We start from the raw sequence: 23,362 nt of genomic DNA on the forward strand, positions 1-23,362 counted from the left end.
GATGAGGTGGTGACGAAAGCCGACCAATACTGACTTGACAGTCATGTCAACTACTGGGAAAGTGTGTCCGTGGCCAAGTCATCTGTCAATACCTCGACCTCGACGGCGTCGATCGAGACCCTGACCTCTCGCGGCCTCAAGACCCGCAACGCGCTGCTCGACGCCGCTCGCACGGTGTTCGAGCGGCACGGTTTCCTCGACACCAGGGTCGAACTCATCGCGCAGGAAGCGGCCGTCTCCTACGGCACCTTCTATCGCTATTTCGAATCGAAAGAGGACATCTTCCGCGAACTGAGCACGCGCTTGTTCGAGGATATGCACCGACGCGAACCCTCGGACGCCGGACTGTCGCCCGCCGAGAAATTGATCGCGTCCAATCGCGCCTACTACCGGGACTATCGCCGCAACGCCCGCCTGATGGCGATCATCGAACAGGTCGCCACGTTCAACGAGGAATTCCGCGCGCTGCGCCACGAGCACCGCACGGAATTGATCGAGCGCACCGCGCGCGCGATCACCCGGTGGCAGACCGAAGGGCTGGCCGATCGCGCGCTGGACCCGGTACTGGCCGCGCGCACCATGGCCGCCATGGTCGACCACACGCTCTACCTGTGGTTGATCCAGGGCGAGAAGGCCGACGAGGCGGATCTGCTCGACACCCTCGACCGGATGTGCCTGGGCGCGCTCGGCATCCGGACCTAGCCCCGAGCCACGGCTTCGACTTCGCCACCGCCGAATTCATCACCACGACTCCACCGAGGCACGCTGCATGACATCGCATTCCGACACCGCCGAGCCGCCACCGGGCGCACTCGACGGCCTGCGGGTTCTCGAACTGGGCACCCTGATCGCCGGTCCCTACTGCGGGCGTCTGCTCGGCGACATGGGCGCCGACGTCGTCAAGATCGAGGCGCCCGACCGGCCCGATCCGCTGCGCGACTGGGGGCAGGCCGAGGGCGGACACCAGTACTTCTGGACCGTGCACGCGCGCAACAAGCGTTGCGTGAACCTCGACCTGCGCACCGACGCCGGTCGCGAGATCTTCCTGGATCTGGCCGCGGACGCCGACGTGATCGTCGAGAGCTTCCGGCCGGGCACCCTGGAGCGGTGGGGGGTGGGATACGAGGTGCTGCGGGAACGCAATCCCAGGGTGGTGCTGGCCAGGATCTCCGGCTACGGCCAGGACGGCCCCTATGCCGCGCGGCCCGGCTACGCCTCGGTCGCCGAGGGAATCAGCGGCCTGCGCCACCTCAACGGCTTCCCGGGGCAGGCCCCGCCGCGGATCGCGCTGTCCCTCGGTGACAGCCTCGCGGGCATGTTCGCCTTCCAGGGCGTGCTGGCGGCGCTGTTCGCCCGGGAACGCACCGGGCGAGGGCAGATCGTGGACGCGGCGCTGTCGGAGGCGGCGCTGGCCATCCAGGAGTCCACCGTGCCGGACTACCACAAGACCGGACACGTGCGGCAGCCGTCGGGCACCCGCCTCGATCGGGTCGCGCCCTCGAACCTGTATCGGTCCGCGGACGGGGTCTGGGTGATCATCGCGGCCAATCAGGACACGTTGTTCGCGCGACTGGCGGCGGCCATGGGTCGCCCCGAACTGGCCGCCGACCCCCGGTACGCGACCCACACGGCGCGCGGCGACAACCAGGACGAACTGGACGAGCTGATCGGCGCGTGGGCCGCGAGCCTGACGGCCGCGGATCTGGTGGCGGTGCTGAACGAGTTCGAGGTGGTGACGGGGCCGGTGAACACGGTCGCCGAGGTCATGGCCGATCCGCAGTTCAACGCGCGCGGACTGTTCGTGGACCATGTCGACCCGTCGGTGCGGCCGGGCGATCCCGGCTACGACCCGGAACCGGTGAAGGGCGTCGGGGTGATCCCGCGGCTCAGCGAGACCGCCGGCGGCGTCCGGTGGGGCGGGCCGAGTCGCCCCGGCACCCACACCGACGAGGTGCTGACCGAACTGCTCGGCTACGACGCGGACCGGTTGGCCGCGCTGCGTGCGGCCGGGACGATCTCGTGACCGCGGTCGAGATCCGCGAGGTCGGGCCGCGCGACGGCCTGCAGATCGAGGAGCCGATTCCCACCGAGGCCAAACTCGCCCTCCTCGAGGCACTGGCCGCGACGGGCGTGCGCCGGATCGAGGCGACCTCGTTCGTCTCGCCGCGGGCCGTCCCCGCGCTCGCCGACGCCGAAGCGGTCGCCGCCGAGTTGCGGCGGTGGCCCGAGGTGCGGTTCTCGGCCCTGGTCGCGGGCATGGGCGGGGTGCGGCGGGCGCTGGCGGCGGGCGTCACCGATCTGGAGTACGTCGTCTCGGCCTCCGACGGGCACAGTCGGGCCAATGTGGGCCGCGACAGCGCGGAGTCGATCGAGCTGATCGCGCCGATCGCGGACCTCGTGCACGCGGCGGGCGGCAACCTCGAGGTGATCGTCGCCATAGCCTTCGACTGCCCCTTCGACGGGCCGACTCCCCCGGACCGTGTCGCCGAGATCGCGCGGTGCGCATGGGATTCGGGAGCCGACGAACTCTGCGTCGCGGACACGATCGGCACCGCGACACCGGGCCGCACCCGCGACGTGCTCGCCCGCGTGATCACGGCCGTGCCCGAGACCGAGCCGGGCGTGCATCTGCACGACACCCGCGGTCAGGGCATCGCGAACGCCTGGGCCGCCTACGATCTCGGCATCCGCCGCTTCGACGCCTCGGTGGGCGGGCTGGGCGGCTGTCCGTTCGCCCCCGGCGCGAGCGGCAACATCGCGACCGAGGAACTGGTCTACATGTTCGAGGACAGCGGTATCGCCACCGGTATCGACCTCGACGCCGCCCTGGACGCCGCCCGCGTGGCCGAACGTCTGCTGGGCAAGCCCATGCCGAGCAGGCTGCTGCGCGCCGAGAACACCCGGCGCTGAACTCCTCCCACACCGATCCGGCGCTCGCCGGAGGAGCGGAAAACCCTTGAACGACTTGGCTGATCGATTCTTCGCCGCTGTCTGCGGCGGCGACGTGCGGACGCTGACCGACCTGTATTCCCCCGAGGCCAGGATCTGGCACAACGACGACGGGCAGGAGCAGACCGTGGCCGAGAACCTGCGCGTGTTGCGCTGGCTCTCGCGCACCCTCGAGGACATGCGCTACGAAGACATCCGACGCCACGACCTGCCCGACGGGTTCGCCCAGCAGCACGTGCTGCGCGCGACGCTGCCGGGGCACGGCCCGCTGGAGGTGCCCGCGAGCCTGTTCGTGCGGGTGGTCGACGGCCGCATCACCCGCATCGACGAATACGTCGACTCCGCCGCCACCGGCGCCCTGCGCGCATTGGCCGCTCGACCGAAGGAGCGGTGAGATGACGACGCTGGACGAATTGTGTTCGCGCATGCGCGCGTTCATCGACGACTCGGTCATCCCGGTCGAGGCCGCACTGGCCGCCGAGGACGACGACGCGCGCCGCACCCTCGACGGATTGCGCGCCGAAGCCAAGGACCTGGGTCTGTGGGCGCTGGGGCATCCCGCCGAAGTCGGCGGCGGCGGGGTGGCGTTCCTGGATTTCGTGCACCTCAACGAGATCATCGGGCGTTCCGAATTCGGCCAGCTCGCGGTCGGTTCGGTGTCGATGCAGGACACGATCATGCTGCACCGGCACGGCACCCCCGAACAGCGGGCGCGCTGGATTCCGCCGATCGTGTCGGGCGAGACGCTGCCCTCGGTCGGGCTGACCGAACCGGAGACGGCGGGTTCGGATCCGACGTTGATCCGGTCGCGGGCCGAACTCGACGGCGACACCTGGGTTCTCAACGGCCACAAGTGGTTCACCACCGGCGTGCGGGACGCGGGCTACTGCACGGTCTTCGTCCGCACCGAATCCGAGGACGCGCCCCGGCACGCGCGCATCAGCGCGATCATCGTGCCCACCGACACGCCCGGCTTCGAGATCGTGCGCTCGATCCCCACCATGGGCCACGACCCCAGTGACCACTACGAGGTCCGGCTGACCGACGTGCGGGTGCCCGCCGCGGCGCTGCTGGGCGAGCGCGGCGCGGGGTTCGCGGTGGCGCAGGACCGGCTCGGGCCGGGGCGGATCTTCCACTGCATGCGCTGGCTCGGGCAGGCCCAGCGCGCCTACGAATTGATGTGCGAGCGCGCGAACACCCGCTACGCCCACGGCTCGCTGCTCGCCGAGAAAGGCGAGGTGCACCGCTACATCGCCGAATCGGCCGCCCAGATCCACGCCGCGCGGCTGATGACCCTGGACGCGGCGCGCGCGATGGACGCGGGCGAGGACGCGCGCGTGCGGATCGGACTGGTGAAGTTCTGGGGCGCGCGGATGCTGCACGACGTGGTGGACCGCGCGATCCAGGTGCACGGCGCACTCGGCCTGACCGCCGACACGCCGCTCGAGCGAATGTATCGGCAGGCCCGCTACGCGCGCGTCTACGACGGACCCGACGAGGTGCACCGCATGTCCACCGCGCGCAGGCTGCTGCGCGATCCCGAGGCCGCGCCGTGGCGATGAGTCTTCGCGATGGGCTCGCCGCCCTGCTCACCGAGGTCTACGGTCCCGGTCTCACCGTCGGCGAGCCGCGCAGGCTCACCGGCGGGGCGAGTCGGGAGGTGTGGGCCGTCGAGGTCACCGACGCCGAGGGACGCGCACGTCCCGTGGTGTTGCGCCGCGATCCGCCGGGTCACGGTGACGCCCGCAGGATGCGCGCCGAGGCCGCGTGCCTGCGCGCCGCCGCCGCGACCGGGGTTCCGGTGCCCGAGGTCCTCGCCTCCGGCGACACCGCACCCGGCGTCGACGCGCCCTATCTGCTGATGAACCGGGTCGAGGGCGAGGCGCTGCCACGGAAGGTACAGCGCGACAGCGCGTTCGATGCCGTGCGGGGCGGCTTGGCGGCCGAGATGGGGTATGCGGTGGGTCTGATCCACCACACCGCCTTGGACACCCTGGACATGCTCGACGACGCTGATCCGGTCGACGCCCTGGAGCGGATCTACCGCGATCTGCGCGATCCGCGCCCGGCGGTGGAGATCGGATTGCGCTGGCTGTGCGAACACCGGCCGCCGCCGCGCCCGAAGGCACTGGTGCACGGGGACTTCCGACTCGGAAACGTGTTGGTCGACGCGACCGGCGTGCGGGCGGTGTTGGACTGGGAACTCGCGCACCTGGGCGATCCGATCGAGGATCTGGGCTGGCTGTGCGTGCGGGCGTGGCGTTTCGGCGGCGCGCTGCCGGTCGCGGGTCTCGGCGAGCGCGCGCAATTGCTCGACGGCTACGAACGCGCCACCGGCACCCGCCCGTCGGAGGCGGAACTGCACTGGTGGGAGAGCTTCGGCACGCTGAAATGGTTGGTGCTGAGTCGTTTCCAGGCCGACCGACACCTGTCCGGCGCCGAACGGTCGCTCGAGTTGGCCGCCATCGGGCGGCGAGTGTGCGAATCGGAGTACGACCTGCTCACCGTGCTCGGCCTGTTCGATCGGTCGGTGACCGCGCCGGAAGCCGTTCAACCGGAACCGACCGTGCACGACCGGCCGGACCTGGCGGAAATCCTCGACCTCGTGGCCGAGGCATTGGGCGAGGACATCGGCCCGGCCCTGGACGGACCGGGTGCCGAACGGCAGCGGTATCTGACGCGGGTGTGCGTCGGGCTGTTGCGCACGGCCGGAAGGCAACTCGCGGTGGACTACGCGGCCGACGCCCGGGTTCGGGTGGAACTGGACGCGCTCGGCTGCGCCGACGAGGCCGAGTTGGCGCTGCGGTTGCGCGAGGCGACGCTGCCCTATCGCGACGAGCGGGTCCTGCGGGCGGTCTCGACCGCGGTGCTCGCGCGGGTGAGCGTTTCGAATCCGCGCCATCTCGCGCGCTGACAACAGCGAATCGCCCCGGTGACCTTCTGGTCACCGGGGCGATTGTTCCTCGTCAGACTCGCACGCCGGAGAAGCGTTCGCGCAGTTCGCGTTTGAGGATCTTGCCGGTCACGTTCTTCGGCAGGGCGTCGACGAATTCGACCCGGCGCGGCACCTGGAAGCCGCCCAGATGGTCGCGGCAGCCCGCGATGATCTCCTCGGCCGAGGCGTCGACCCCCGCACGCAACGCCACCACGGCGCAGACCAGTTCGCCCCAGGTGTCGTCCGCGACGCCGATCGCGGCGGCCTCGGCCACCGCCGGATGCCGGTAGAGGGCCTGTTCGACGGTCAGCGACGAGACGTTCTCGCCGCCGCTGATGATCAGATCCTTCTTGCGGTCGACGATGTAGACGAACCCTTCCTCGTCGCGGCGCACCAGGTCGCCGGTGTGGAACCAGCCGTCGGTGAAGGCGGCTTCGGTCGCCGCCGGGTCCTGCCAGTAGCCCGACATGACCTGATCGCCGCGCACCACCATCTCACCGACCTCGCCGGGGCCGACGTCGCGCAGATCCTCGTCGACGATGCGCAGATCGGCCAACCGCATGGGTTTGCCCGCCGCGGCCAGCAGTCCGCTCTCCCCCGCGGCGGCGCGGCGGTGCGCGGCCTCGTCCAGGTGCAGGACGTTGCCCGCGAGTTCGGTCATGCCCATGCCCTGGTAGAAATCGCAGCCGAGGCGTTGCAGGCCGGTGCGCAGCACCTGGGTCGGGATGGCGGAGGAACCGTAGCCGATGGCCTGCAACGAGCTCAGGTCGTGGTCGTCCAGCGTCGGGTCCTGCAACAGCAGGTTGATCATGGTCGGCGCGAGACCGGTCTGGGTGACGCCCCACTGTTCGACCAGGCGCAGGAAGGTCGCGTTGTCGTAGCCGCGCAGGATGCCGACGGTGCTGCCGACCAGGTGGTTCAACAGCGTCACGTAACCGCCCACGTGGCACAGCGGGAAGCAGAACAGGAAGAAGGCGTCCTCGGGCAGCGACCAGTGCAGGGCCGAGGAGGTGATGCCCGCGACCAGGTTGCGGTGGCTGATCATCACGCCCTTGGGCATGCCCGTGGTGCCGCTGGTGTAGACCAGCCAGGCGGTGTCGTCCACGGCGGGGCGGTGGGCCGGCACGGGCGCGTCGCCCGCGACGAAATCCGCGTAGGCGACCCCGTCGGGCGCGTCCCCGAGCCAGACCACCGTGCGCACCGACGGAATCCGGTCCCGGATGCGCGCGACGACGTCGGCGTACTCGGCGGCCGCGACCAGCACCGTCGCGCCGGAGTGCTCGATCAGCGCCGCGATCTGGTCGGGGTGCAGGCGGAAGTTCAGGATGGTCAACGCCATCCCGGCCATCGGGACGCCGTAGTAGCAGTCGAAGTACTCGGTGCGGTTGGCCGACAGGATCGCCACCCGGTCCCCCGGCGCGGCGACGCCGTGCAGCGCGCGGGCCAGGCGACGGCTGCGGTCGCGCAGGTCGGCGTAGGTGAGGGTCTCGTCCTCGAAACGCAGCGCGATCCGGTCCGGGTGTTTGCGCGCGCCGAACTCGACGATATCGCTGACCAGCATGTCAATTTCTCCTCGACGACAGTGTGCGAGCGGTGCTCATCGGATGGCGAGCGGGTTGATCGGGGACCCGACGCCGCGGGTGAACTGCAACGGCGGGCCCGCGTAGAAGAAGTCGTAGACGCCGTCGCCGGCGCACGCGACGGCCAGTTCCTCGAAGTCGAGCAGTTCGGCCAGGGTCATCCCCATGTCGCGGATGAGGATCATGTGCAACTCGAACAGCGCGCCCGGGTTCTCCCCCGGCAGCACCTCCACGGCCCAGTTGTCCGAGCCGACCACCGCGACGTCGCGTTCACGCAGCCACTGCGCGCAGGCCAGCCCCAGACCTGGTTCGCCCGCCATGAACGCGGCCGGATCGCGTTCTTCGAGGAATTTCGCACGGTACCCGGTGCGGATGAGCAGGATGTCGCCGGGACCGACCTCGACGCCCTGGCCCGCGGCCACGGCGTCGAGTTCCTCGGGGGTGATCACCGAGCCGGATTCCAGCCACGGCACGCCCCGAGCCCGCGCCACGTCGAGCAGGACGCCGCGACCGGCGATCCCGTTGGACTGGGTCTGGATGCCGCACTTGTCCGCGCCCTTGACCGTCACGCCGTCGCCGGGGTGCCCGTTGTAGAGCTGACCATCGTAGTGCACGTGGCACAGCGCGTCGTACTGGGAGCCGGCCTGCAAGGGCATGAACACGTAGTCGTCGGCCCATTTGAAGCCGCCGGGCAGCACCTGCTCCTGGCCGTTCTCGGCCATCAGGCGGATCGGGTTGATCCGGTTGCCGCCGGGTTGCGGTCCGTCGGCGTCGAGCGGGATGCCCAATTCGTAGACGGCGCCGGTACGGATCAGCGACGCCGCGGCCGCGATGCGCTCGGGGGTGATCAGGTTGGTGGTGCCCCGCTCGTCGTCGGGCCCCCACCGCCCCCAATTGCTCAACCGACGCCCCAACTCGCGCATATCGGTCCCGCCTGTCGTCATCGTGCCTCCTCCGGCCTACCGCTTTTCTTGACGTGACAGTCATGTCAACTAGCGAATTGTGACGCCGGACACCGGTGATGTCAATGCCGGGATGTCAGGAACAGCACGATTGCGCACCGCCGCCGAACGTGAGCCCGAACGTCATAGCCGACCTCGTGCACGGTGACGGGGCCGCAACGGTCAGTTGTCGCGAGGGCGGCGCAAGTCGGTGACGGCCAGGCGGGCGGCTTCGGCGATGGCGGCGTCGACGGCGGGCAGGACAGGGTCGGCGCGGGCCGCGCGGGTGAAGACGGCGACGGCCACCGGATGTTCGTCGGGGAATTCGATCACCGCGACCTCGTTGCGGATGACGCCGATGGTGCCGGTCTTGCCCGCGACACTCACGCCGCGATGCGGGAAGGCGGAGGAGATGCGGTGCGCCCAGGGTTGTCTGCGCATGACCGAGGCGAGGAATTCGGTCTGGTCGACGGACAGGACGGCCCCGGACCACAGCGCGCGCAGCAGGCGGGTCATCTCCTCGGGCGTGGTGGCGCTGGTGTAGGAGGGGTCGTAGGCCGACACCGACCAGGCTTCGTCGTTGTCGGCGAGCGCGGCGAACGCCTCGGCGGTGCTGTGGGTGTCGGTGTCGCGCACCAGACTTCGATGCTGGTCCGCGGTGCCGCCGACCACCCGGGTCTCGGTGAGTCCGAGATCGGCGAGCAGGTCCTCGACCGCGCCCAGGCCGACCTCGCCGAGCAGGACGTCGGCGGCGGCGTTGTCGGAGACGGTCATCATCGAGGTCGCCAGGTCGCGGCGACTCATCGTCACCGGATCGCGCAGGACCGCCAAGCCGGTCGGTCCGGGCGTGCACTCGGCGGGCACGACGGTCAGCGGGGCGCGCGGGTCGAGGCGGCCCACGTCGACCAGGCGGCAGAAGGCGACGAACAGCGGCAGTTTGTAGACCGAGGCGGTCACCACGCGGGAACGGCCCTCGACCGTGATCTCCTCCGGGGACCCGTCGCATCGGCGCGCGTGCAGCCACCCGGTGCAGCCCGCGTCGGCGAAGACCGCGCGAATCCGCTGCTCGACGGTCACCGGACGCGCTCCTTGAACAGGACCCGGTCCACGGCCGCCGCGGCGGTGTCGGCTCCGGGCCCGCGCAGGACGCGCACGCGCAGGGCCAGGGCTTGCGGGGCCAGACGTAACCAGCGCACGCCCGGGGTCGGTGTCGGCGGTGCGGTGGTGAGGCCGAAGGCGCCGCCCGCCGCGACCGCGGCGAAGAGCGCCCGGTCGTCGCGTACCGTGACGATCCGCGCGTCGAGTCCGCGTTCGCGCAGCAGGTCGACGACGGTGTCGTGGGCGGGCGGGTTCGCGGAGCGCGGCGGGTGGGCGAAGGCGAGTCCGGCCAGCATCGGAAAGGTGGAGCGTTCGGTGAGCGCGGCGCGATGGTCCGACGGCACGACCAGCCATCGCGGCACCTTCACCACCGGGCCCGCCCGCACGCCGTCGGTCAGGGCCGGATGGTCGATCACCGCCACGTCGCACAGTCCTTCGCGCACCCGCGCGACGAGGTCGACGGTGGTGTCCACGACGGTGGAGACCGTCGCGCCGGTCGCGCGCAGTTCGGCCACGCAGGCGGTGACCAGTCGGTCGGGCAGCGCCGCCGTCGCGCCCCAGTGGACCGTTCCGCGCGCTTCGGCGAGGCGCTGGGATTCGGCGACCAGACGCGCCGCGTCGTCCACCAGCAGTCGGGCACGCGGCAGCAGGTGCGCGCCCGCCGGGGTGAGCACCGCGCCCTGCCGGGTGCGATGGACCAGATCGACGCCCAGATGACGTTCCAACCTGCGCAAACCCTGGGACAGCGGCGGTTGGGTCATCTCCAGCGCGGCCGCCGCCCTGCCGAAATGGCGTTCGTCGGCGACGGCGACGAAGAAGCGCAGGTGGCGGATCAGGTCCATCGGGCCATTGAACCAAGGCGAGGCGGGCTCGGGATTCGGCCCGGTGCGCGGCGACCGGCAAGGTGACGGATGCGGGGCGGTCTGGGTGGAGCGATATCCGATGCGACTCGCGCGCGAGGCCGTGCGGTATTGGCGCCGGACCTGGTCGCGGTGGTGTCGTGCGACGGTGACTTCCTCAGCAGCGATCCGCCCCCGACAGTTCCTCGCGGTGCTCGCGGTCTCGACCGCCGTACTGACCGCGTGCGGGACCGACACCGAATCGGCCGCCACTCACCCGCCGACCACCGACGCCGCCGCGGCCTTCGCGGATCTGGAGACGAGTGCGGGCGCGCGTCTCGGCGTCCACGCGGTCGACACGGCCGACGGGCAGGTCCTCGCCTACCGCGAACACGAACGTTTCCCGATGGCCTCGACGTTCAAGGGGCTCGCGTGCGGGGCGCTGTTGCGCGAACACCCGCTGTCCTCGGGCTATTTCGACCAGGTGATCCGCTACGGCGCGGACGAGATCGTCGACGCCTCGCCCGCCACCTCGCGACACCTCGACTCCGGGATGACCGTCGCCGAACTGTGCGAGGCGGCGATCACGTTGTCCGACAACACCGCCGGGAATCAACTGCTGAAACTGCTCGGCGGCCCCGCCGGTTTCACCGCGTTCCTGCGCTCGCTGGGCGACCAGGTCTCGCGGCTGGATCGCTGGGAGACCGAATTGAACACCGCCGTCCCGGGCGACGAGCGCGACACCACCACCGCCGCCGCGCTCACCGCCGACTACCGGGCGCTGGTGGTGGGCGATGTCCTCGGCGCACCCGAACGCGAGCGGCTGACTTCCTGGCTGGTCGCCAACACCACCGGCGACAAACGCATCCGCGCCGGCCTGCCCGCCGAGTGGCGCGTCGGCGACAAGACCGGCTCGCCCGCCTACGGTTCCGCGCTCGACGTCGCCGTGACCTGGCCGCCCGGCCGCGCACCCCTGGTCCTCACGGTGCTCACCACCAAACCGGACCGCGACGCCACCGCGGACAACGCCTTGGTCGCGGCGGCGGCCCGGCTCGCCGTCCAACGCCTGGACTGAGTCTCAGCGTCGATCGAGGACGGCCACGCGGGCGGTGAGCAGGGCGCGCAGGTCGGTGATCGTGGTGATCAGCGCGTCCGTGGCGGAGGCGGAGTGGGCGGGGACCAGCGGGCGGCAGTGCTCCCACAGGGTGGCGGTCGACGGGCGCGACCACAGGCGGTAGGCGGCTTCGGAGACGCGGGCGCGGGGTTCGCCGCGACTGTCGCCGATGACGAAGGTGTCGGTGCGACTGTCGTAGCCGAGGCCGTGGCCCTGGGCGAGCAGGTGGTGACGCGACAGCACCGCGGGAGCGTCGGTTTCGGTGAGGCGCAGGACCAGTCCGGCGCGGCGCAGCGACGCCGGGATCACCGGTGTGAATCCGGCGGTGTCGCCCGCCGCGCCCGCGCAGACCGCGAGCCAGTGGCTGTAGTCGGCGCGGGTGGTGGCGACCAGTCGCGCGCCGACCCTGATGGTGAAACTCGCGCCTTCGTCCAAGGTGCCCAGCGCGCGCCCGACCGGCACGACGGTGTCAAGCATCGTCGCCACCGACGAGATCGAGTGTCACGCAGCCCTAACGGAGCAGCGAGGCCAGGTCGGCGGCGAAAGCGGCGGCGACGGAGGTGACGGTCCGGCCGAGATGGGCGGCGGCCGCGCGGCAGGACGCGCTCAGCGAGCGCGCGGGATCGGCGTGGGCCCAGACGAAATAGGTCGCGCCGGACACGACGACGGTGGATCGGCCCGCCGGGTCGGTGAGCACGAATTCGTCGGGAGCGCCGTGGCGGTTGCCGTGGCCGGACCCCTCCGGCGCGAGGGTGTGGGTGTCGAAGACGTGTCCGCGGTCGGTCTCGTGGAAGTCCAGGAGCAGACCTCGGCCGATCATCGAGCGGACGAGCGGCCCGGAGTCGGCTCCCGTGGACGGTTCGCAGGGGCCGCCGCCGGTCAACGCCCATGTCCAGAGCCGATATTCGCGCGAGTCGAGGGTGTGCTCGCGGCCGCCTGCCTGTACCAGCCACCGATCGTCGCGGTCGAGGCGACCGAGTGAGCGGCCGATGGGCAACAGAGCTGTCACCGAAAATCTCCTGTCGTGTGCCGGTGCGGGCCGTCGCGGGCCGGTCTCGCCCGCTCCCCTCCAGCGTGCGTCGACCGACCCGCGCCGACATCACAGTGATGCGTTCGGCGGGCCGTCTCGCCCGCGATGTTCCACAGTTCGACCTGGCCGGATCGGTCGCGCGCGAGCGCCAGTCGCCCGTCGGGGTGGAATTCGACCGCCGCGCAGTCCAGTAGGGAGAAATCCGCGATCGGCGGGCCGAGCTCGCGCAGGCGGTCGGGGCCTTCGATCGCCCACACCTGGATGCCGGTCGTGTCCAGGGTGACCGCGCGGGTCAGATCGGGCGAGGCCAGCACCATGCGCCGGATCGAGGCCGGATCGAAATCGCGGCCGACCTGTTCGGTCGGTGAGGCGTGCCCGAAACCGCGCCAGCGGCGCAACAGATCCCAGCCGACCCGGCCCGCTGCTCGTCGTCCACGGTGGCGAGATATTTCCCGTCGGCGCTGAACGACAGGTGTCGCAGTCGCACACCGAATCCCGGAACCGACGGCATCGGCGCGGGCGCGGCCGGGTCCTCGACATGCCAGCGCAGGATCTCGGGCGGGTCGACGGCGAAGGCGAGCGTGCGGCCGTCCGGTCCGAAACTCAGGGCGCGGCCCACGCTGCGGTCGCCGCGTTCGACCGACGACCGCAGGACCGGTTCGCCTCGCTCGGGGTCGTCGAGCCGCCAGCCCCACACCCTGGTGCCGAAACCGTCCCGGCCGACGCGGTTGTCATAGGCCGCGAGCATCCGATCACTCAGCGCGACGATCGGTTCCACGCCGCCCTCGACCGTGAATTCGGTCCGCCGCACCACCTGCGCGTCGTCGGTGAGCTCCCAGACGAACAGCGCGCCGTCGCGACAGCCGACCGCGAGGAAACGGCCGCTCGGCGAGATCGCGGCGCTCCACGGCGCGTGACCGTCCACGGACAGGTCGCGCAGACGCGTCGCTCCCGCGGGATCGGCCATACTCCACAGCCCGACGCCCGCGTCGCCCGCGGCCAGCAGCAGCCGGTCCTGCGCGGTTGCCGCCAGACCACGCAGATGTCCCAAACCGGTGTCCACGCGCGGCAACCCGCGCGCGCCGACATCGTCGATGCGGGTATCTGGACCGTGCCGTCGGCCGCGCCGACGGCGAACAGGTCACCGTTCGCGCCGGCCGCCAACTGCGAGGCCTCCTCGAAGGCCACGGGGGCGCGCAGACCCGGCGGGACGATGCGCAGCGGGGTGTTCCTGGCCGTCGAATCGAGCAGCGCCGAGCGCGCGGGCAGGGTGTCGTGGGTGTGCAGGGCGGTCAGCGCGAGTTGTTGGGCGAAAGCCGGATCGCGGCCCTCGACCAGGCGGGAGACGCTGGCGTAGAACCAGGACGCCGATTCGGCCCGCTCGATCTGGTGCGCCGCGCGGACCCGGGCGGACTGCACGCCGATCCCGACGACCGTGTCCACCACGACCGCGACGGCCGCCAAGATCAACCACAGCCGGTGGTTGATCCCGGTGCGCGCCGCCCGGATCGCGTCCGCGAGCGTCGCGGCGGCGGCGACGCGATCGGCGAAATCGTGCGGGGCCTCCCGGGTGGCCGTCTCGTGGGCGTCGGCCGCCACGACCACGCGCAGCGAGTGACGCCGGGCCACCTCCAGTTTGGCCGCGTAACCGCGCACCGGGCGCAGGTCGCCGTCGACCAGACCAGCCGTGACCGCGCAGCGCGGGTCGAGTTTGCGCGGGCGCACCGGGCGCAGCATGCGGTAGCGCGGCGCGAGGTCGTCCAGCAGGACGGCCAGCGCCGCGGCGATGGACCCGCCGACGATCGCGTTGGCGGGCGCGCCCTGTTCCAGGGCGATCGACCACACGGCGCAGGCGTCGGATTCGGCGAGGCGACTGCTGTTCCACGCCTCGGCGAGCCCGTCGGTGAACTCGGCGTCCGATTGCAGGAACCCCATGCGCGCCGGGTCGGGGTGCAGGCCGGAGGGTCCGTGCCCGAGCAGTTCGACCCGCAGCCAACCCATCTCCCCGTGCGGCGCGCCCGCGGTGTAACCGGCGAACAGGACCGGGGCGTGCGCGACCCGTCGGGTGGGCGGGCGACGGTCGGCCAGTTCCAGCGCGAGCAGGATGCAGTGACCGCGCGACGGGGAGGACACCGCCGCCAGCAGGTGCAGGGCGATCTCGCGCGTCCGCGCATCGCCTCGGATGATCGGGCTGTCGGCCGAGACCAGTTGGGAGCCCGTGGAATGCAGGCCGGCGCGGTCGCCGTGGTCGAGGAAGATCGCGCAGGCGTCCTCGACAGGCGTCGCCGCCGCGACCGCGCCCGCCATCGCGGCCATCGCCCGCGCGGCCGAGAAGTCGGCTGCCAACCGGTCGGAGTCGGCGGAGCCGTCGCCCTCCTCGTCCAGCAGCAGATCCTCGGAGTCGCGTTGCCAACGCGAACGCGACTGGGTTGCCAGGACTTCCGCAGCCCGCGTGTCGAGCAGGTCGGCGGTGTCCCCCGATTCGACGGCCGCGCGACACAGCGCCAACCAGCGCTGTTCGACGCCGGTCAGCGCCGCGAGCAGCTCTTCGTCCCCGACGGCGGTAGCATCGGAGCTCGAGGAATACCGCCCCACAGACTTCCCCGTCACTTCCGGTCGCCGATCGCGACGCCGACTCTACCGCGCGGTCCCGCCGGATTCCACGGTCGTTCGCCGGTGGGGCGAATCCTCTGGATATACAAGTCTGTTCGTGCAGATGTACTTGCATTCGCACGAACGCCGGTTGGAGGGTCAGTCTCGTGACGACAGCGACCTCGTACGACGAGTGGCTCGGACGACCGCTGACCCAGGCGCCGAGCGAACTGCACCATCTCCTGTTCGAGCACGTGCTCGGCGTCGGCCTGGCCGAGGCCGCCGCCTACGCGGAACTCAAGGCCCGCTACGCGATCGCCGCGCTGGACCCCGAGATGTCGTGCACCTCCGAGGACATCGCGCAGGACGTGCTGCTCGCGCTGACCGAACGCCTGCCCGACGAGCCGATCCGCCACTGGCGCGGGCTCATTCTGCGACTGGTCGAATGGCGGGTCAAACACCTGCGCCGGGAACGCCTGGCGCAGAAGCGCTATCCCGGGCGGCCGGTGCCCTACGACGATCTCGCCGAGCAGGTCGGCGCGTATCCGCCGGTCGACGAGCACGAGCGCGTCGTGGCGCGCGAGGAACTGCGCTCGGCGATCGGCAGCGTCGCCGACGCCGAGACCCGCGATGTGCTGGTGGCGACGTTCGTCATCCCGACTTCCTCCGACGAGTACGATGTCCGTACCACGGGCGAGGTCGCCGAACTGCTCGGGATGAGCCGGTCCAAGGTCAAACGTCTGCGGGCCGCGGGCGTGTCGATCCTTCGGCGGACCCTCGACCCGGACGGGTCCGGCATCGAGAGGCACGGTGACACATGAGCACGGACTCCCCGAACCGCGGCGGGCCGATCCCGGTGGCCGTGCTGCACGACGCGCTCGACGACGACCTCGACGACCGGGCGCGGGCGGCGGGCGACCGCATCGCCGCGCGCCTGACGGGTCTGTGGGCCGAATCCGCCGCACGGCCCGTCCGACTGCGGACCCGAATTCCCGCCTGGACGACCACGGTTCGCGCCGCGGCCTCGGCGCGCTCGGCCCCGATCCAGAAGGTGACCGATCGTGACGGCGGCCTGGAATACACCCGGATGCCCAGCGGCCGGTTCGAGACGAGGATCGCGGTGCGCGGCCTGCCGGGTCATCCGTCGGCCGTCGACTTCGTCCGGGTCCACCCGGTCGGTCAGGACACCGCCGCGGACCTGTTGATCCCGCTGTCGGGCGGGGCGGGCGAGGGCGTGTCCGGGCAGGTCATCACGACGCGGATCGCCATGTGGGACGAACTGGACTGCGCGGCGACCGAGGTGTCGGCGCTCGCGGCCGCCGACGCGACGGCGATCGCCGAATCGGTGCGCGCCGCGCCCATCGCCGGGCGCAATGCCTGGCGACGCATCGCCAAACGACTACCCGAGGATCATGCCGTGCGCCGGGCGGTGCTCGAAGGGCTGCGCGGGCCGCTGCCCTGATGCCGCTGCCCTGATTCCCGCCCGACGCGAAGGCTTCAGCGCGGTGCGCCGGGGACGTAGGGGCCGCCGTAGGGGCGCGGAACCGAATACGGACCGACGGGCGCCGGATCGGCGGTCTGGAGCGGATCCGGTTCGGGCGGACGGGGAACGGGATCGTTCGGCGGGCGCGGGGCGTTGCGAGCGCCGCGCGGCACCAGGGAGGTGTCCGGGTCCGCGCAGTCGGCGTGCAGATACGGTTCGGCGTAGTCGGGAACCGAACCGGGGCGGCGCGGCAGGTTGTAATCGCAGGAGTAGCGGGGGTAGATGCTGGCCAGCGCCCAGACGCCGCCGTCGTGGAACGCCGAGGTCACGGCGTCGAGCGCCGAACCCGCGCGCTGCTGGGGGAAAAAGAATTCGTTCAACGCCGGAATCCGGGAATAGGCGACCTGGGAGATGGTGACGAGGTTGCCGAGCAATTGGACCATGGTCGGGGAGTTCTCGGCGAGCACGGCGTCGAAGCCCGCCAGCATCGGCGGGGTCCGGGCCAGCAGTTGTTCGTAGCCGCCAGTCATGGCGGACACGCCCGCGAGAGTGGCCGAGAGGTCGGCGCCCGTGGCGCGCAGCGCGTCCTGCCCGTCGTCGAGGGTGTTCATCACGACCCTGCTGTTGTGCAGCAGGCTCACCGTCTGCGGCAGCACGGAGTCCAGCGTCGAGATCAGGAACGTGCCGCCGTCGATGATCGTGGCGAGTTTGTCCGGCCCCGCCTGACCGACGCCGAGTTCGCGCGAGATGGCGGCCAGGCGGACGGGATCGATCTGGACCAGTGTGGCGCTGAGACTTTCGAGCATGTCCGAGAGCGGGACCGGCGTCGAGGTGCGGTCGGCGGTGATCACCGCGCCGTCGGCGAGGTAGGGGCCCGCGCCGGAGGACGGCAGGAAATCCAGGTACTGCTCCCCCGCCGCGGACAGGGCGGCGGCGCGGACCTGCCCGGCGACCGGGATGCGCACGCGCTGCTCGATCGCGGCCACCGCCACCACCCGGTCCCCGGCGACCTCGACGCTCTCCACCCGGCCGACCCGCACGCCGCGCAGCGTGACGTCCTGACCGGGCAGCAGTCCGCCCGAGGCCGCCAGTTCCACCCGCACCCGGTAGGGCCGGTCCAGCGGGTCGATATCGAGGATGCCGATCAGCAGGTAGCCGCTGCCGACGACGAGGATCACCACCAAGCCGAGCAGCGAGGCCGCCGTGCGGTGCCGGTGCACGCGGCGCACCGCGCCCACGAGCAGACCGAGTGGACCGTTCATCGCGGCGCTCCTTGCCATCGGTCGCCGAGACGGGCGAGCATGTGCTGCAGCGAACCGACGAAAGCCGTCCAGTCGTTGGCGTCGGGCAGTCGGCCGCCGGGCGTTCCCGGGAATCCGGGATCGGGAACCGCGCCGACGGCGAGCTGCGCCAGATCGACCTGGACGTGCCCGTTGGGGCCGCTGATCATCTTCAGCACCACCTTCAGCATGGTGTTGAGTTCGTCCAGATCGGCTTCGGGATTGATCGCGGCGGCGTTGAGTCCGGCCGCGAGCCGATTCACGTTGGCCGCCATGCTCTGATCGTTGGCGCCCGCGACGCTGGGGAACCGCGCCACCTGGGTGGTGATGGTGTGCAGGCGGTCGGTCAGGGTGGCGAAGGAGTCGGTCTCCTCGGCCAGCACCGCCAAGGCGGGGCCCGCGGCGGTGACGGTGTCGGTGAGCGTGGTCTTCTGCGTGGCCAGGACGCCGCTGAGGTCGGCGGCGGAGTTCAGCACCTGGTCGATCCGGTTGGAGCGGGCGGTGAGCGTGCCCAGCAGCGCGCGGGTCTCGGCGAGCAGTTCGGCCAGTCGGTCGCCGCGCCCGCCGACGTGTTCGCCGAGTGCGGAGATGACGGCGGTGAGGTGCTCGATCGCGCCGCCGTTGACCAGCAGCGAGGCGCGGGTGAGCATCTCCTCGATGGTCGAGGCGGCCGAGGTCGACTCCAGCGGGATCGTGCCGCCGTCGGCCAACAGCGCACCGCCCGGCGGCGGTTCCGGCGGCGGTTTCATCGCGACGAACACATCGCCCATCGGCGTGGCCGAACGCAGTTGCGCCGCGGTGCCGACCGGCAGGCGGACCTGCGCGGTGATGCGCAGGGTGACCACGGCGGTGTAGTCGCGCGCGGACATGGCCTCGACCTGGCCGATGTCGGCGCCGTTGAGTTTGACCTTCGCCTCGGCGGGCAGGTTCAGCGCGTTGCCGAAGGTGGCCGTCAGGGTGTAGGTGTCGCCGCCGAGTCCCGGTGCGGGCAGCGGCAGTTGGTCCAGACCGGTAGCGCATCCGGTGCACGACAGCGCGAGGACGACGCTCGCGGCCACCAGGTTTCGGTTTCTCATCGCCCCGCCTTCTGCGCCAGACCCATCAGGATCGCGGTGAGTCCGTAATCCGGCCCCATGTCGCGCATGTCGCCGGTCGCGCAGCCCATGCTGGTGAGCTGCAACAGATTGCAGACCTCCTTGAGCATCTGACCGTCGAGCAGGACGCGGTTGAGGTCCACCGAGGCGCGCAGCGCGCCGACCTCGTGATCGATGGCGTTGTAGGCGTTGTCGGTGACCATCGGGAATATGTCGAGGAATTCGGCGAGGTTGTAGTCGTAGGCGGCCAACGAGGAGGTCACGGTGTCGGCGTTGCCCAGCAGGCCGGCGATGGTGGGCTGGTGGCGGCGCAGCAGGTCGGTGACCTGGGCGATGATCCGGTTCAGCGCCGCGCCGGTATCGCCGGAGCCCAACCCCTGCTCCCCCAGGAAATCGCTCAACGAGGCCACCGCGGAGCCGAATTCGCGCAACGTCCGGTCGTTGCGGGCGGCGGTCGCGGTGAGCGAGTCGAGGTTGGTCACGACTTCGGTGATCGCGTCGCGGGTGGCCGCACCCCCGTCGGGCCCCTGCCGCAGAGCGGTGGAGAGTTCGCCGAGGGCGGTGCGCATATCCGCGCCGTTGCCCTCGACGGCGGCCGCGCCCAGGTTCATCAGGTCCGCGACCGGACCCGCGCCGTCACCGTCGCCGCCCAACGAGGTCGCCAGTTTCTGGGTCATCGACAGCAACGCGTCGAATTCGACCGGGGTCTTGGTGTGCGCGGTGTCCAGGACCGCGCCGTCGGCCAGGGTCGGGCCGTCGCGATAGACGGGCGTCAATTCGATGTGGCGGTCGGTGAGCACCGAATCCGACACCGAGACCGCCTGCACGTCGGCGGGCAGACGGATCGCGCCGTCCACGCGCATCTCGACCTCGACGTCCGCGCCGCGCGTCTGGATGCGCACGATCTTCCCCACGCGCATCCCGAGCACCGAGACCGCGTTGCCCTCGTAGAGGCCGTTGGCGGTCGCGAAATGGGCGGTCACGGTGGTGGTGTCCGCGCCGGGACCACCCGCGCACCCCGCCAGGCAGGCGGCGCCCAGGGCTAGAGCGGCGAGTTTGAGGGTGTGCAGGCTGACGCTCATCGGCAGTCCTCGAGGTAGGGGGCTCGGCCCGCCGAGACGGCGGTGGCGCTCAGCGCGCACATCCAGGAGTCGAAGAAGGCCCCGTCGGGGGCGTTGGCGTCGAGTTCGACGCCCGTGCCGGTGGCGTTGGCGAACAGTCGCCACGGCACCGGCAGGATCTGCAAGGTGTTGCGCAGCAGGTCGTCGTGCCGGGCGATCATCGCGGTCATGTCGTGCAGGTCGACCAGAAGCTGTTCGATCTCGGCGTGCTCGCCGACCACGATCGGTTCCAGTTGCCGGACCAGGGCCGTGGTCGCCTCCAGCAGTCGCCGCAAGGCGTCGCGGCGGGCGTTGATCTGCTGGAGCAGGGTGCGCCCGCGCCCGACCACCGCCGCGAGATCGGCCTGCTGACCGTCGACCACGTCGGTGAGATGTCCGGTGCTGGTCAACAGCGCGCCGATCTGCTCGCGGCGCTGGGCGATGACGGCCGAGAGCGACCGCACGTCGCGCAGGATGCCCGGGACCAGGGTCGGCACGCCGCCGAGGCCCTGTGACAGCGCGGTCATCGAATCGGCGATCCGGTCGGCGTCGATCTGGTCGAAGGTGGCGGTGGCGTCCTGCAACGCCGTCTCAAGATCGTAGGGAACGGTGGTGCGGGACAACGCGATCCGCCCGTCGGGCAACTCCCCCGCCCCGCCCGAGCGCAGTTCGACATACCGCGAGCCGAGCAGGGTGGTGAGTTTGATGGCGGCCTCGGTGTCGGCCCCCAGCGCGACGGCGTCGTCACCGATCTTCATGGTGACCTCGACGTGATCGCCCGCCAGTCGGACGTCGGTCACCGTGCCGACGGGGATGCCCGCCCAGGTGACCGCGTCGCCCGGACCGATCCCGGCGGCCTGGGCGAAATCGGCGCGCAGGGTGCGCTCACCCAGGTGCAGCGACTGGATACCGACCGTCACCAGGGTGATCAGGACCAGCAGGGCCACCGCGATCAGCCCGATCCGCAGCGAGGTGTCCACCTCCGACGGCCGACCGGCCGGGGCCGCGCGGCGGGGCAGCAGGGATTTCGGTCGTCTCATCGTCCACCTACCTACAGATCGCGGAGTGCTGCGGCCGACCGGTCGGCGAGGAGGCGCCGAGGATCTGCGAGATCATCGAATCGATGCCGGGGACGACGCTGAAGCCGATGTCGCAGACGTAGGCGTTGACCCACGCGCCGCTGTCGGTGGCGCGCACCATGGCTTGCATCAGCAGCGGGATGTTGAAGCCCAGGAACGCGAACTTCTCCCGCCCCTCGACGAAGTGGTTCGCGAAACCCGGTTCGCGCCGGACGAATTCGTTCAGCGAAGGGGATGCGCCGTCGACCACTTCGGCGGCGTCGGAGAGCACCGCGGCAATCCCGGTGGTCTGCTCGATCAGGGTGTCGCGACGTTCCTCGAGCCCGTCGAAGATCTTGCGGGTCTGGGTGATCGTGGCCCCCATCGCCGAACTCTGGCCTGCCAGCGCGGTCATCACCGCGGCCAAGTTGTCGATGAGCGTGCCGAGGATCTTGTCCGGTCCCGCGAAAGTCTGCGCCAGGGTGGCGGTCTCGGTGATCAGCGCGGCCACCGCACCGTCGTCGCCTTGCAGCGCCCGGATCAGCGCCGAGGTCAAGTTGTCGACATCGGCGGGGTCGAGGGTGCTGAACAACGGTTGGAAACCGTTGAGCAGCGAGGAGATGTCGAAGGAGGGTTGCGTGTGTTCGAGCGGAATCCGCGCGCCCGGCGGCAGCGGCGTGGGATCGCCGAAGTCGCCCAGACTCAGGCCGAGATAGCGCTGGCCGATCAGGTTCTGATACGTGACCGAAGCCAGCGTGTTGCCGAACACGGTCTGGTCGCGGCGCAGCCGGAAGGCGACCCGGGCGTTCGGGCCGTCGATGTCGATCGCGTCCACTCGCCCCACCTGCACGCCCGCCACCCGCACGTCATCCCCGACGCGCAGGCCCGACACGTCGGTGAAGGTCGCGTAATAGGTGTCGGTGTCGCCGGTCACGTCACGTTGCAGCGTCACGTGCACCATCCAGGTCAGCAGCGCGGCGACGAGCAGGAACGCCGTCAGGCCGATCAGGTCGCGTCCGTACTTCATCGCGGTTCTCCCGTCGGATCGGCTTCGGGCGGTGCGAGGCCGAGAAGCTGTGCGAGGTCGACGGTTTCGACGGGTGTGCCGAGCAGTTCGGCGAAACGCCTGCGCTGTTCCTCGGTGCCGGGCGACCGGTCGAGACTGTCGATCACCGACGGACCCGCCGCGGGACCGTTCGCGCAACTGGCCCCGGCCAATTCGCCGTAGCGGGGACAGTCGGTGCGGGTGTACTGCTTGTGCGGGGTGAGCTCGAGGATCACCTTCGCCGCGCCGCTCTGGGTCTCGGCCTTCCAGAAATCGGTGGCGAACACGTGGGCGACCCGGGTCTGGGAGGTGGTCATCTGCACGAAGTTGTCGCTGCCCGCCGCGAGCACCCCCAGCACCGGTCCGAGTCTGCTGTTCAGGTCGATGAGGGTGTCGGTCCGGTTGTTCAGCGCCCCGCCCACGGTCGTGGTGGTGGCGATGCTCCCGGTCAACAGGTCGGCCAGGCGTTGGCGCTGTTCGGCCACGCTGCGCATCGGGCCCACCGCGCTGTGCAGCGCGGAGAGCAGGTCGGGGGTCGACTGCTGGAGTCCGGTCACCGCGTCGGCCAGGTCCACCAGCAGGGAGGATTCCGCGCCGGAGTCGGCTTCGGCGTTGAAGGCGCGCACGATCCGGTCGAGTTGGCTCGCCGCCAGCAGCGCGTCCTCGCCCCGACCGCGGGTGGCGCGTTCGACGGTCTCCAGGATGCCGACGGTGGGGTCGGAGTCGGGGCGGCCCACGGCGGCGACCAGACGGCTCAGCGCGGTCAACGACGTCTGCAGTTGCACGGACGCCCGACTGTGGTCCTCGGAGATCGACGCGCCCGAGGTCAACGCCGGACCGGGACCGTTGTCGATCAACTGCACCGACGGCACCGCGAACACGTTGCTGGGCACCACCCGCGCGGTCACCGTCGCCGGAATCCCCGACGCGTGCGCCGGGACCAGATCGATGCGCACCTCGTTCGGCCGTCCCGCCGTCGCGGGCACGACCTCGGCCACACTGCCCACCAGCACGCCCCGGTATTTCACGTCCGAGCGCTTCGGCAGTCCGTCGCCGACGTCGACCAGCAGGGCGGTGACCTCCACCGTCGGCGCGAACGCGCCCTCCGAACGCGCGATCATCGCGGAGACGGTGGCGGTCAGCACCGCCAGCACCGCCAGACCCCGCACGAAAAGGCCCGCGTTGGAAAGGTTCCGGTCCTCGGCCTCGAAGACTATCGACATG

The 23,362-nt window shown here is 71.0% G+C and carries 23 protein-coding genes and 1 pseudogene; 9 read left to right on the forward strand and 15 right to left on the reverse strand.

Annotation, left to right across the window (positions count from 1 at the left end):
* Positions 1-69 precede the first annotated feature (69 nt).
* From ON30_RS32795 to ON30_RS32820, 6 genes are all read left to right on the forward strand, one after another.
* Positions 70-702, forward strand: coding sequence for a TetR/AcrR family transcriptional regulator (locus ON30_RS32795; protein ID WP_040714107.1), 633 nt, complete (start codon positions 70-72; stop codon positions 700-702).
* Between the two features lie 67 nt (positions 703-769).
* Positions 770-2,023, forward strand: a complete 1,254-nt coding sequence (locus tag ON30_RS32800) for a CaiB/BaiF CoA transferase family protein (RefSeq protein WP_051030323.1) — start codon at positions 770-772, stop codon at positions 2,021-2,023.
* Positions 2,020-2,910, forward strand: coding sequence for a hydroxymethylglutaryl-CoA lyase (locus tag ON30_RS32805; protein ID WP_040714019.1), 891 nt, complete (start codon positions 2,020-2,022; stop codon positions 2,908-2,910). Before ON30_RS32800 ends, ON30_RS32805 begins: the two co-directional genes overlap by 4 nt.
* A 46-nt stretch (positions 2,911-2,956) precedes the next feature.
* Positions 2,957-3,343 carry a nuclear transport factor 2 family protein gene (locus ON30_RS32810; protein WP_040714022.1) on the forward strand — a complete coding sequence of 129 codons (387 nt, stop codon included), beginning with the start codon at positions 2,957-2,959 and terminating at the stop codon, positions 3,341-3,343.
* Between the two features lies 1 nt (position 3,344).
* Complete coding sequence (locus ON30_RS32815) at positions 3,345-4,511, forward strand: acyl-CoA dehydrogenase family protein (RefSeq protein WP_174387629.1); 1,167 nt, start codon at positions 3,345-3,347, stop codon at positions 4,509-4,511.
* The gene (locus ON30_RS32820; RefSeq protein WP_040714113.1) at positions 4,508-5,863 is read left to right on the forward strand and encodes a phosphotransferase family protein; all 1,356 of its coding nucleotides are present in this window, start codon (positions 4,508-4,510) and stop codon (positions 5,861-5,863) included. The genes ON30_RS32815 and ON30_RS32820 overlap by 4 nt, the downstream gene beginning before the upstream one ends.
* Before the next feature lie 52 nt (positions 5,864-5,915).
* Here the strand turns inward: ON30_RS32820 and ON30_RS32825 are convergent, their stop codons facing one another.
* The 4 genes from ON30_RS32825 to ON30_RS32840 form a co-directional block, all read right to left on the reverse strand.
* A complete protein-coding gene (locus tag ON30_RS32825; protein WP_051030324.1) occupies positions 5,916-7,445 on the reverse strand; it encodes a long-chain-fatty-acid--CoA ligase in 1,530 nt (509 codons plus the stop codon).
* Between the two features lie 36 nt (positions 7,446-7,481).
* Positions 7,482-8,408, reverse strand: a complete 927-nt coding sequence (locus ON30_RS32830; protein WP_040714024.1) for a cyclase family protein — start codon at positions 8,406-8,408, stop codon at positions 7,482-7,484.
* A 180-nt stretch (positions 8,409-8,588) separates the two neighbouring features.
* Positions 8,589-9,482 carry a serine hydrolase gene (locus ON30_RS32835; protein WP_040714026.1) on the reverse strand — a complete coding sequence of 298 codons (894 nt, stop codon included), beginning with the start codon at positions 9,480-9,482 and terminating at the stop codon, positions 8,589-8,591.
* Positions 9,479-10,345: a LysR family transcriptional regulator gene (locus ON30_RS32840; protein WP_040714028.1), complete on the reverse strand. Its 867-nt coding sequence runs from the start codon at positions 10,343-10,345 to the stop codon at positions 9,479-9,481. Before ON30_RS32840 ends, ON30_RS32835 begins: the two co-directional genes overlap by 4 nt.
* A 184-nt stretch (positions 10,346-10,529) precedes the next feature.
* Here ON30_RS32840 and bla point away from each other — a divergent pair, with 184 nt between their 5' ends.
* The gene (gene bla / locus ON30_RS32845) at positions 10,530-11,417 is read left to right on the forward strand and encodes a class A beta-lactamase (RefSeq protein WP_040714117.1); all 888 of its coding nucleotides are present in this window, start codon (positions 10,530-10,532) and stop codon (positions 11,415-11,417) included.
* 3 nt (positions 11,418-11,420) lie between these two features.
* Here bla and ON30_RS32850 read toward each other — a convergent pair whose 3' ends face one another.
* The 5 genes and pseudogenes from ON30_RS32850 to ON30_RS42465 form a co-directional block, all read right to left on the reverse strand.
* Positions 11,421-11,933 (reverse strand): hypothetical protein, encoded by a 513-nt coding sequence (locus tag ON30_RS32850; protein ID WP_040714031.1) that lies wholly within the window; start codon positions 11,931-11,933, stop codon positions 11,421-11,423.
* A gap of 34 nt (positions 11,934-11,967) precedes the next feature.
* Complete coding sequence (locus tag ON30_RS32855) at positions 11,968-12,465, reverse strand: hypothetical protein (RefSeq protein ID WP_157184030.1); 498 nt, start codon at positions 12,463-12,465, stop codon at positions 11,968-11,970.
* Complete coding sequence (locus ON30_RS32860; protein WP_040714036.1) at positions 12,462-12,803, reverse strand: hypothetical protein; 342 nt, start codon at positions 12,801-12,803, stop codon at positions 12,462-12,464. Before ON30_RS32860 ends, ON30_RS32855 begins: the two co-directional genes overlap by 4 nt.
* Positions 12,779-13,264 (reverse strand): WD40 repeat domain-containing protein, encoded by a 486-nt coding sequence (locus ON30_RS32865; RefSeq protein WP_245554321.1) that lies wholly within the window; start codon positions 13,262-13,264, stop codon positions 12,779-12,781. The genes ON30_RS32860 and ON30_RS32865 overlap by 25 nt, the downstream gene beginning before the upstream one ends.
* A gap of 99 nt (positions 13,265-13,363) precedes the next feature.
* A pseudogene (locus ON30_RS42465) lies at positions 13,364-13,453 on the reverse strand (hypothetical protein); the annotation flags it as partial.
* A 1,792-nt stretch (positions 13,454-15,245) separates the two neighbouring features.
* On the opposite strand from ON30_RS42465, the gene ON30_RS32875 reads away from it, so the two are divergent.
* Complete coding sequence (locus ON30_RS32875) at positions 15,246-15,899, forward strand: sigma-70 family RNA polymerase sigma factor (RefSeq protein WP_040714042.1); 654 nt, start codon at positions 15,246-15,248, stop codon at positions 15,897-15,899.
* Complete coding sequence (locus ON30_RS32880) at positions 15,896-16,540, forward strand: hypothetical protein (protein ID WP_040714045.1); 645 nt, start codon at positions 15,896-15,898, stop codon at positions 16,538-16,540. The genes ON30_RS32875 and ON30_RS32880 overlap by 4 nt, the downstream gene beginning before the upstream one ends.
* Positions 16,541-16,575: 35 nt before the next feature.
* Here the strand turns inward: ON30_RS32880 and ON30_RS32885 are convergent, their stop codons facing one another.
* Genes ON30_RS32885 through ON30_RS32910 form a run of 6 tightly spaced genes read right to left on the reverse strand, consistent with a single transcriptional unit; the run spans position 16,576 to position 23,361 of the window.
* On the reverse strand, positions 16,576-17,823 hold the full coding sequence (locus tag ON30_RS32885) for an MlaD family protein (RefSeq protein ID WP_040714046.1): 1,248 nt from the start codon (positions 17,821-17,823) through the stop codon (positions 16,576-16,578).
* Positions 17,820-18,917 carry an MCE family protein gene (locus ON30_RS32890; RefSeq protein ID WP_040714047.1) on the reverse strand — a complete coding sequence of 366 codons (1,098 nt, stop codon included), beginning with the start codon at positions 18,915-18,917 and terminating at the stop codon, positions 17,820-17,822. Before ON30_RS32890 ends, ON30_RS32885 begins: the two co-directional genes overlap by 4 nt.
* Entirely contained in the window at positions 18,914-20,017 is a 1,104-nt protein-coding gene (locus ON30_RS32895; protein WP_040714048.1) for an MCE family protein, read from the reverse strand. Before ON30_RS32895 ends, ON30_RS32890 begins: the two co-directional genes overlap by 4 nt.
* Positions 20,014-21,075, reverse strand: a complete 1,062-nt coding sequence (locus tag ON30_RS32900) for an MCE family protein (protein WP_083911870.1) — start codon at positions 21,073-21,075, stop codon at positions 20,014-20,016. The genes ON30_RS32895 and ON30_RS32900 overlap by 4 nt, the downstream gene beginning before the upstream one ends.
* Positions 21,076-21,082: 7 nt before the next feature.
* The gene (locus ON30_RS32905) at positions 21,083-22,120 is read right to left on the reverse strand and encodes an MCE family protein (RefSeq protein ID WP_040714049.1); all 1,038 of its coding nucleotides are present in this window, start codon (positions 22,118-22,120) and stop codon (positions 21,083-21,085) included.
* On the reverse strand, positions 22,117-23,361 hold the full coding sequence (locus ON30_RS32910; protein WP_051030326.1) for an MlaD family protein: 1,245 nt from the start codon (positions 23,359-23,361) through the stop codon (positions 22,117-22,119). Before ON30_RS32910 ends, ON30_RS32905 begins: the two co-directional genes overlap by 4 nt.
* Between the last annotated feature and the right edge of the window lies 1 nt (position 23,362).

Origin of the sequence: Nocardia takedensis NBRC 100417 (assembly GCF_000308695.1) — a bacterium.
GTDB classification, from domain to species: Bacteria; Actinomycetota; Actinomycetes; order Mycobacteriales; family Mycobacteriaceae; genus Nocardia; species Nocardia takedensis.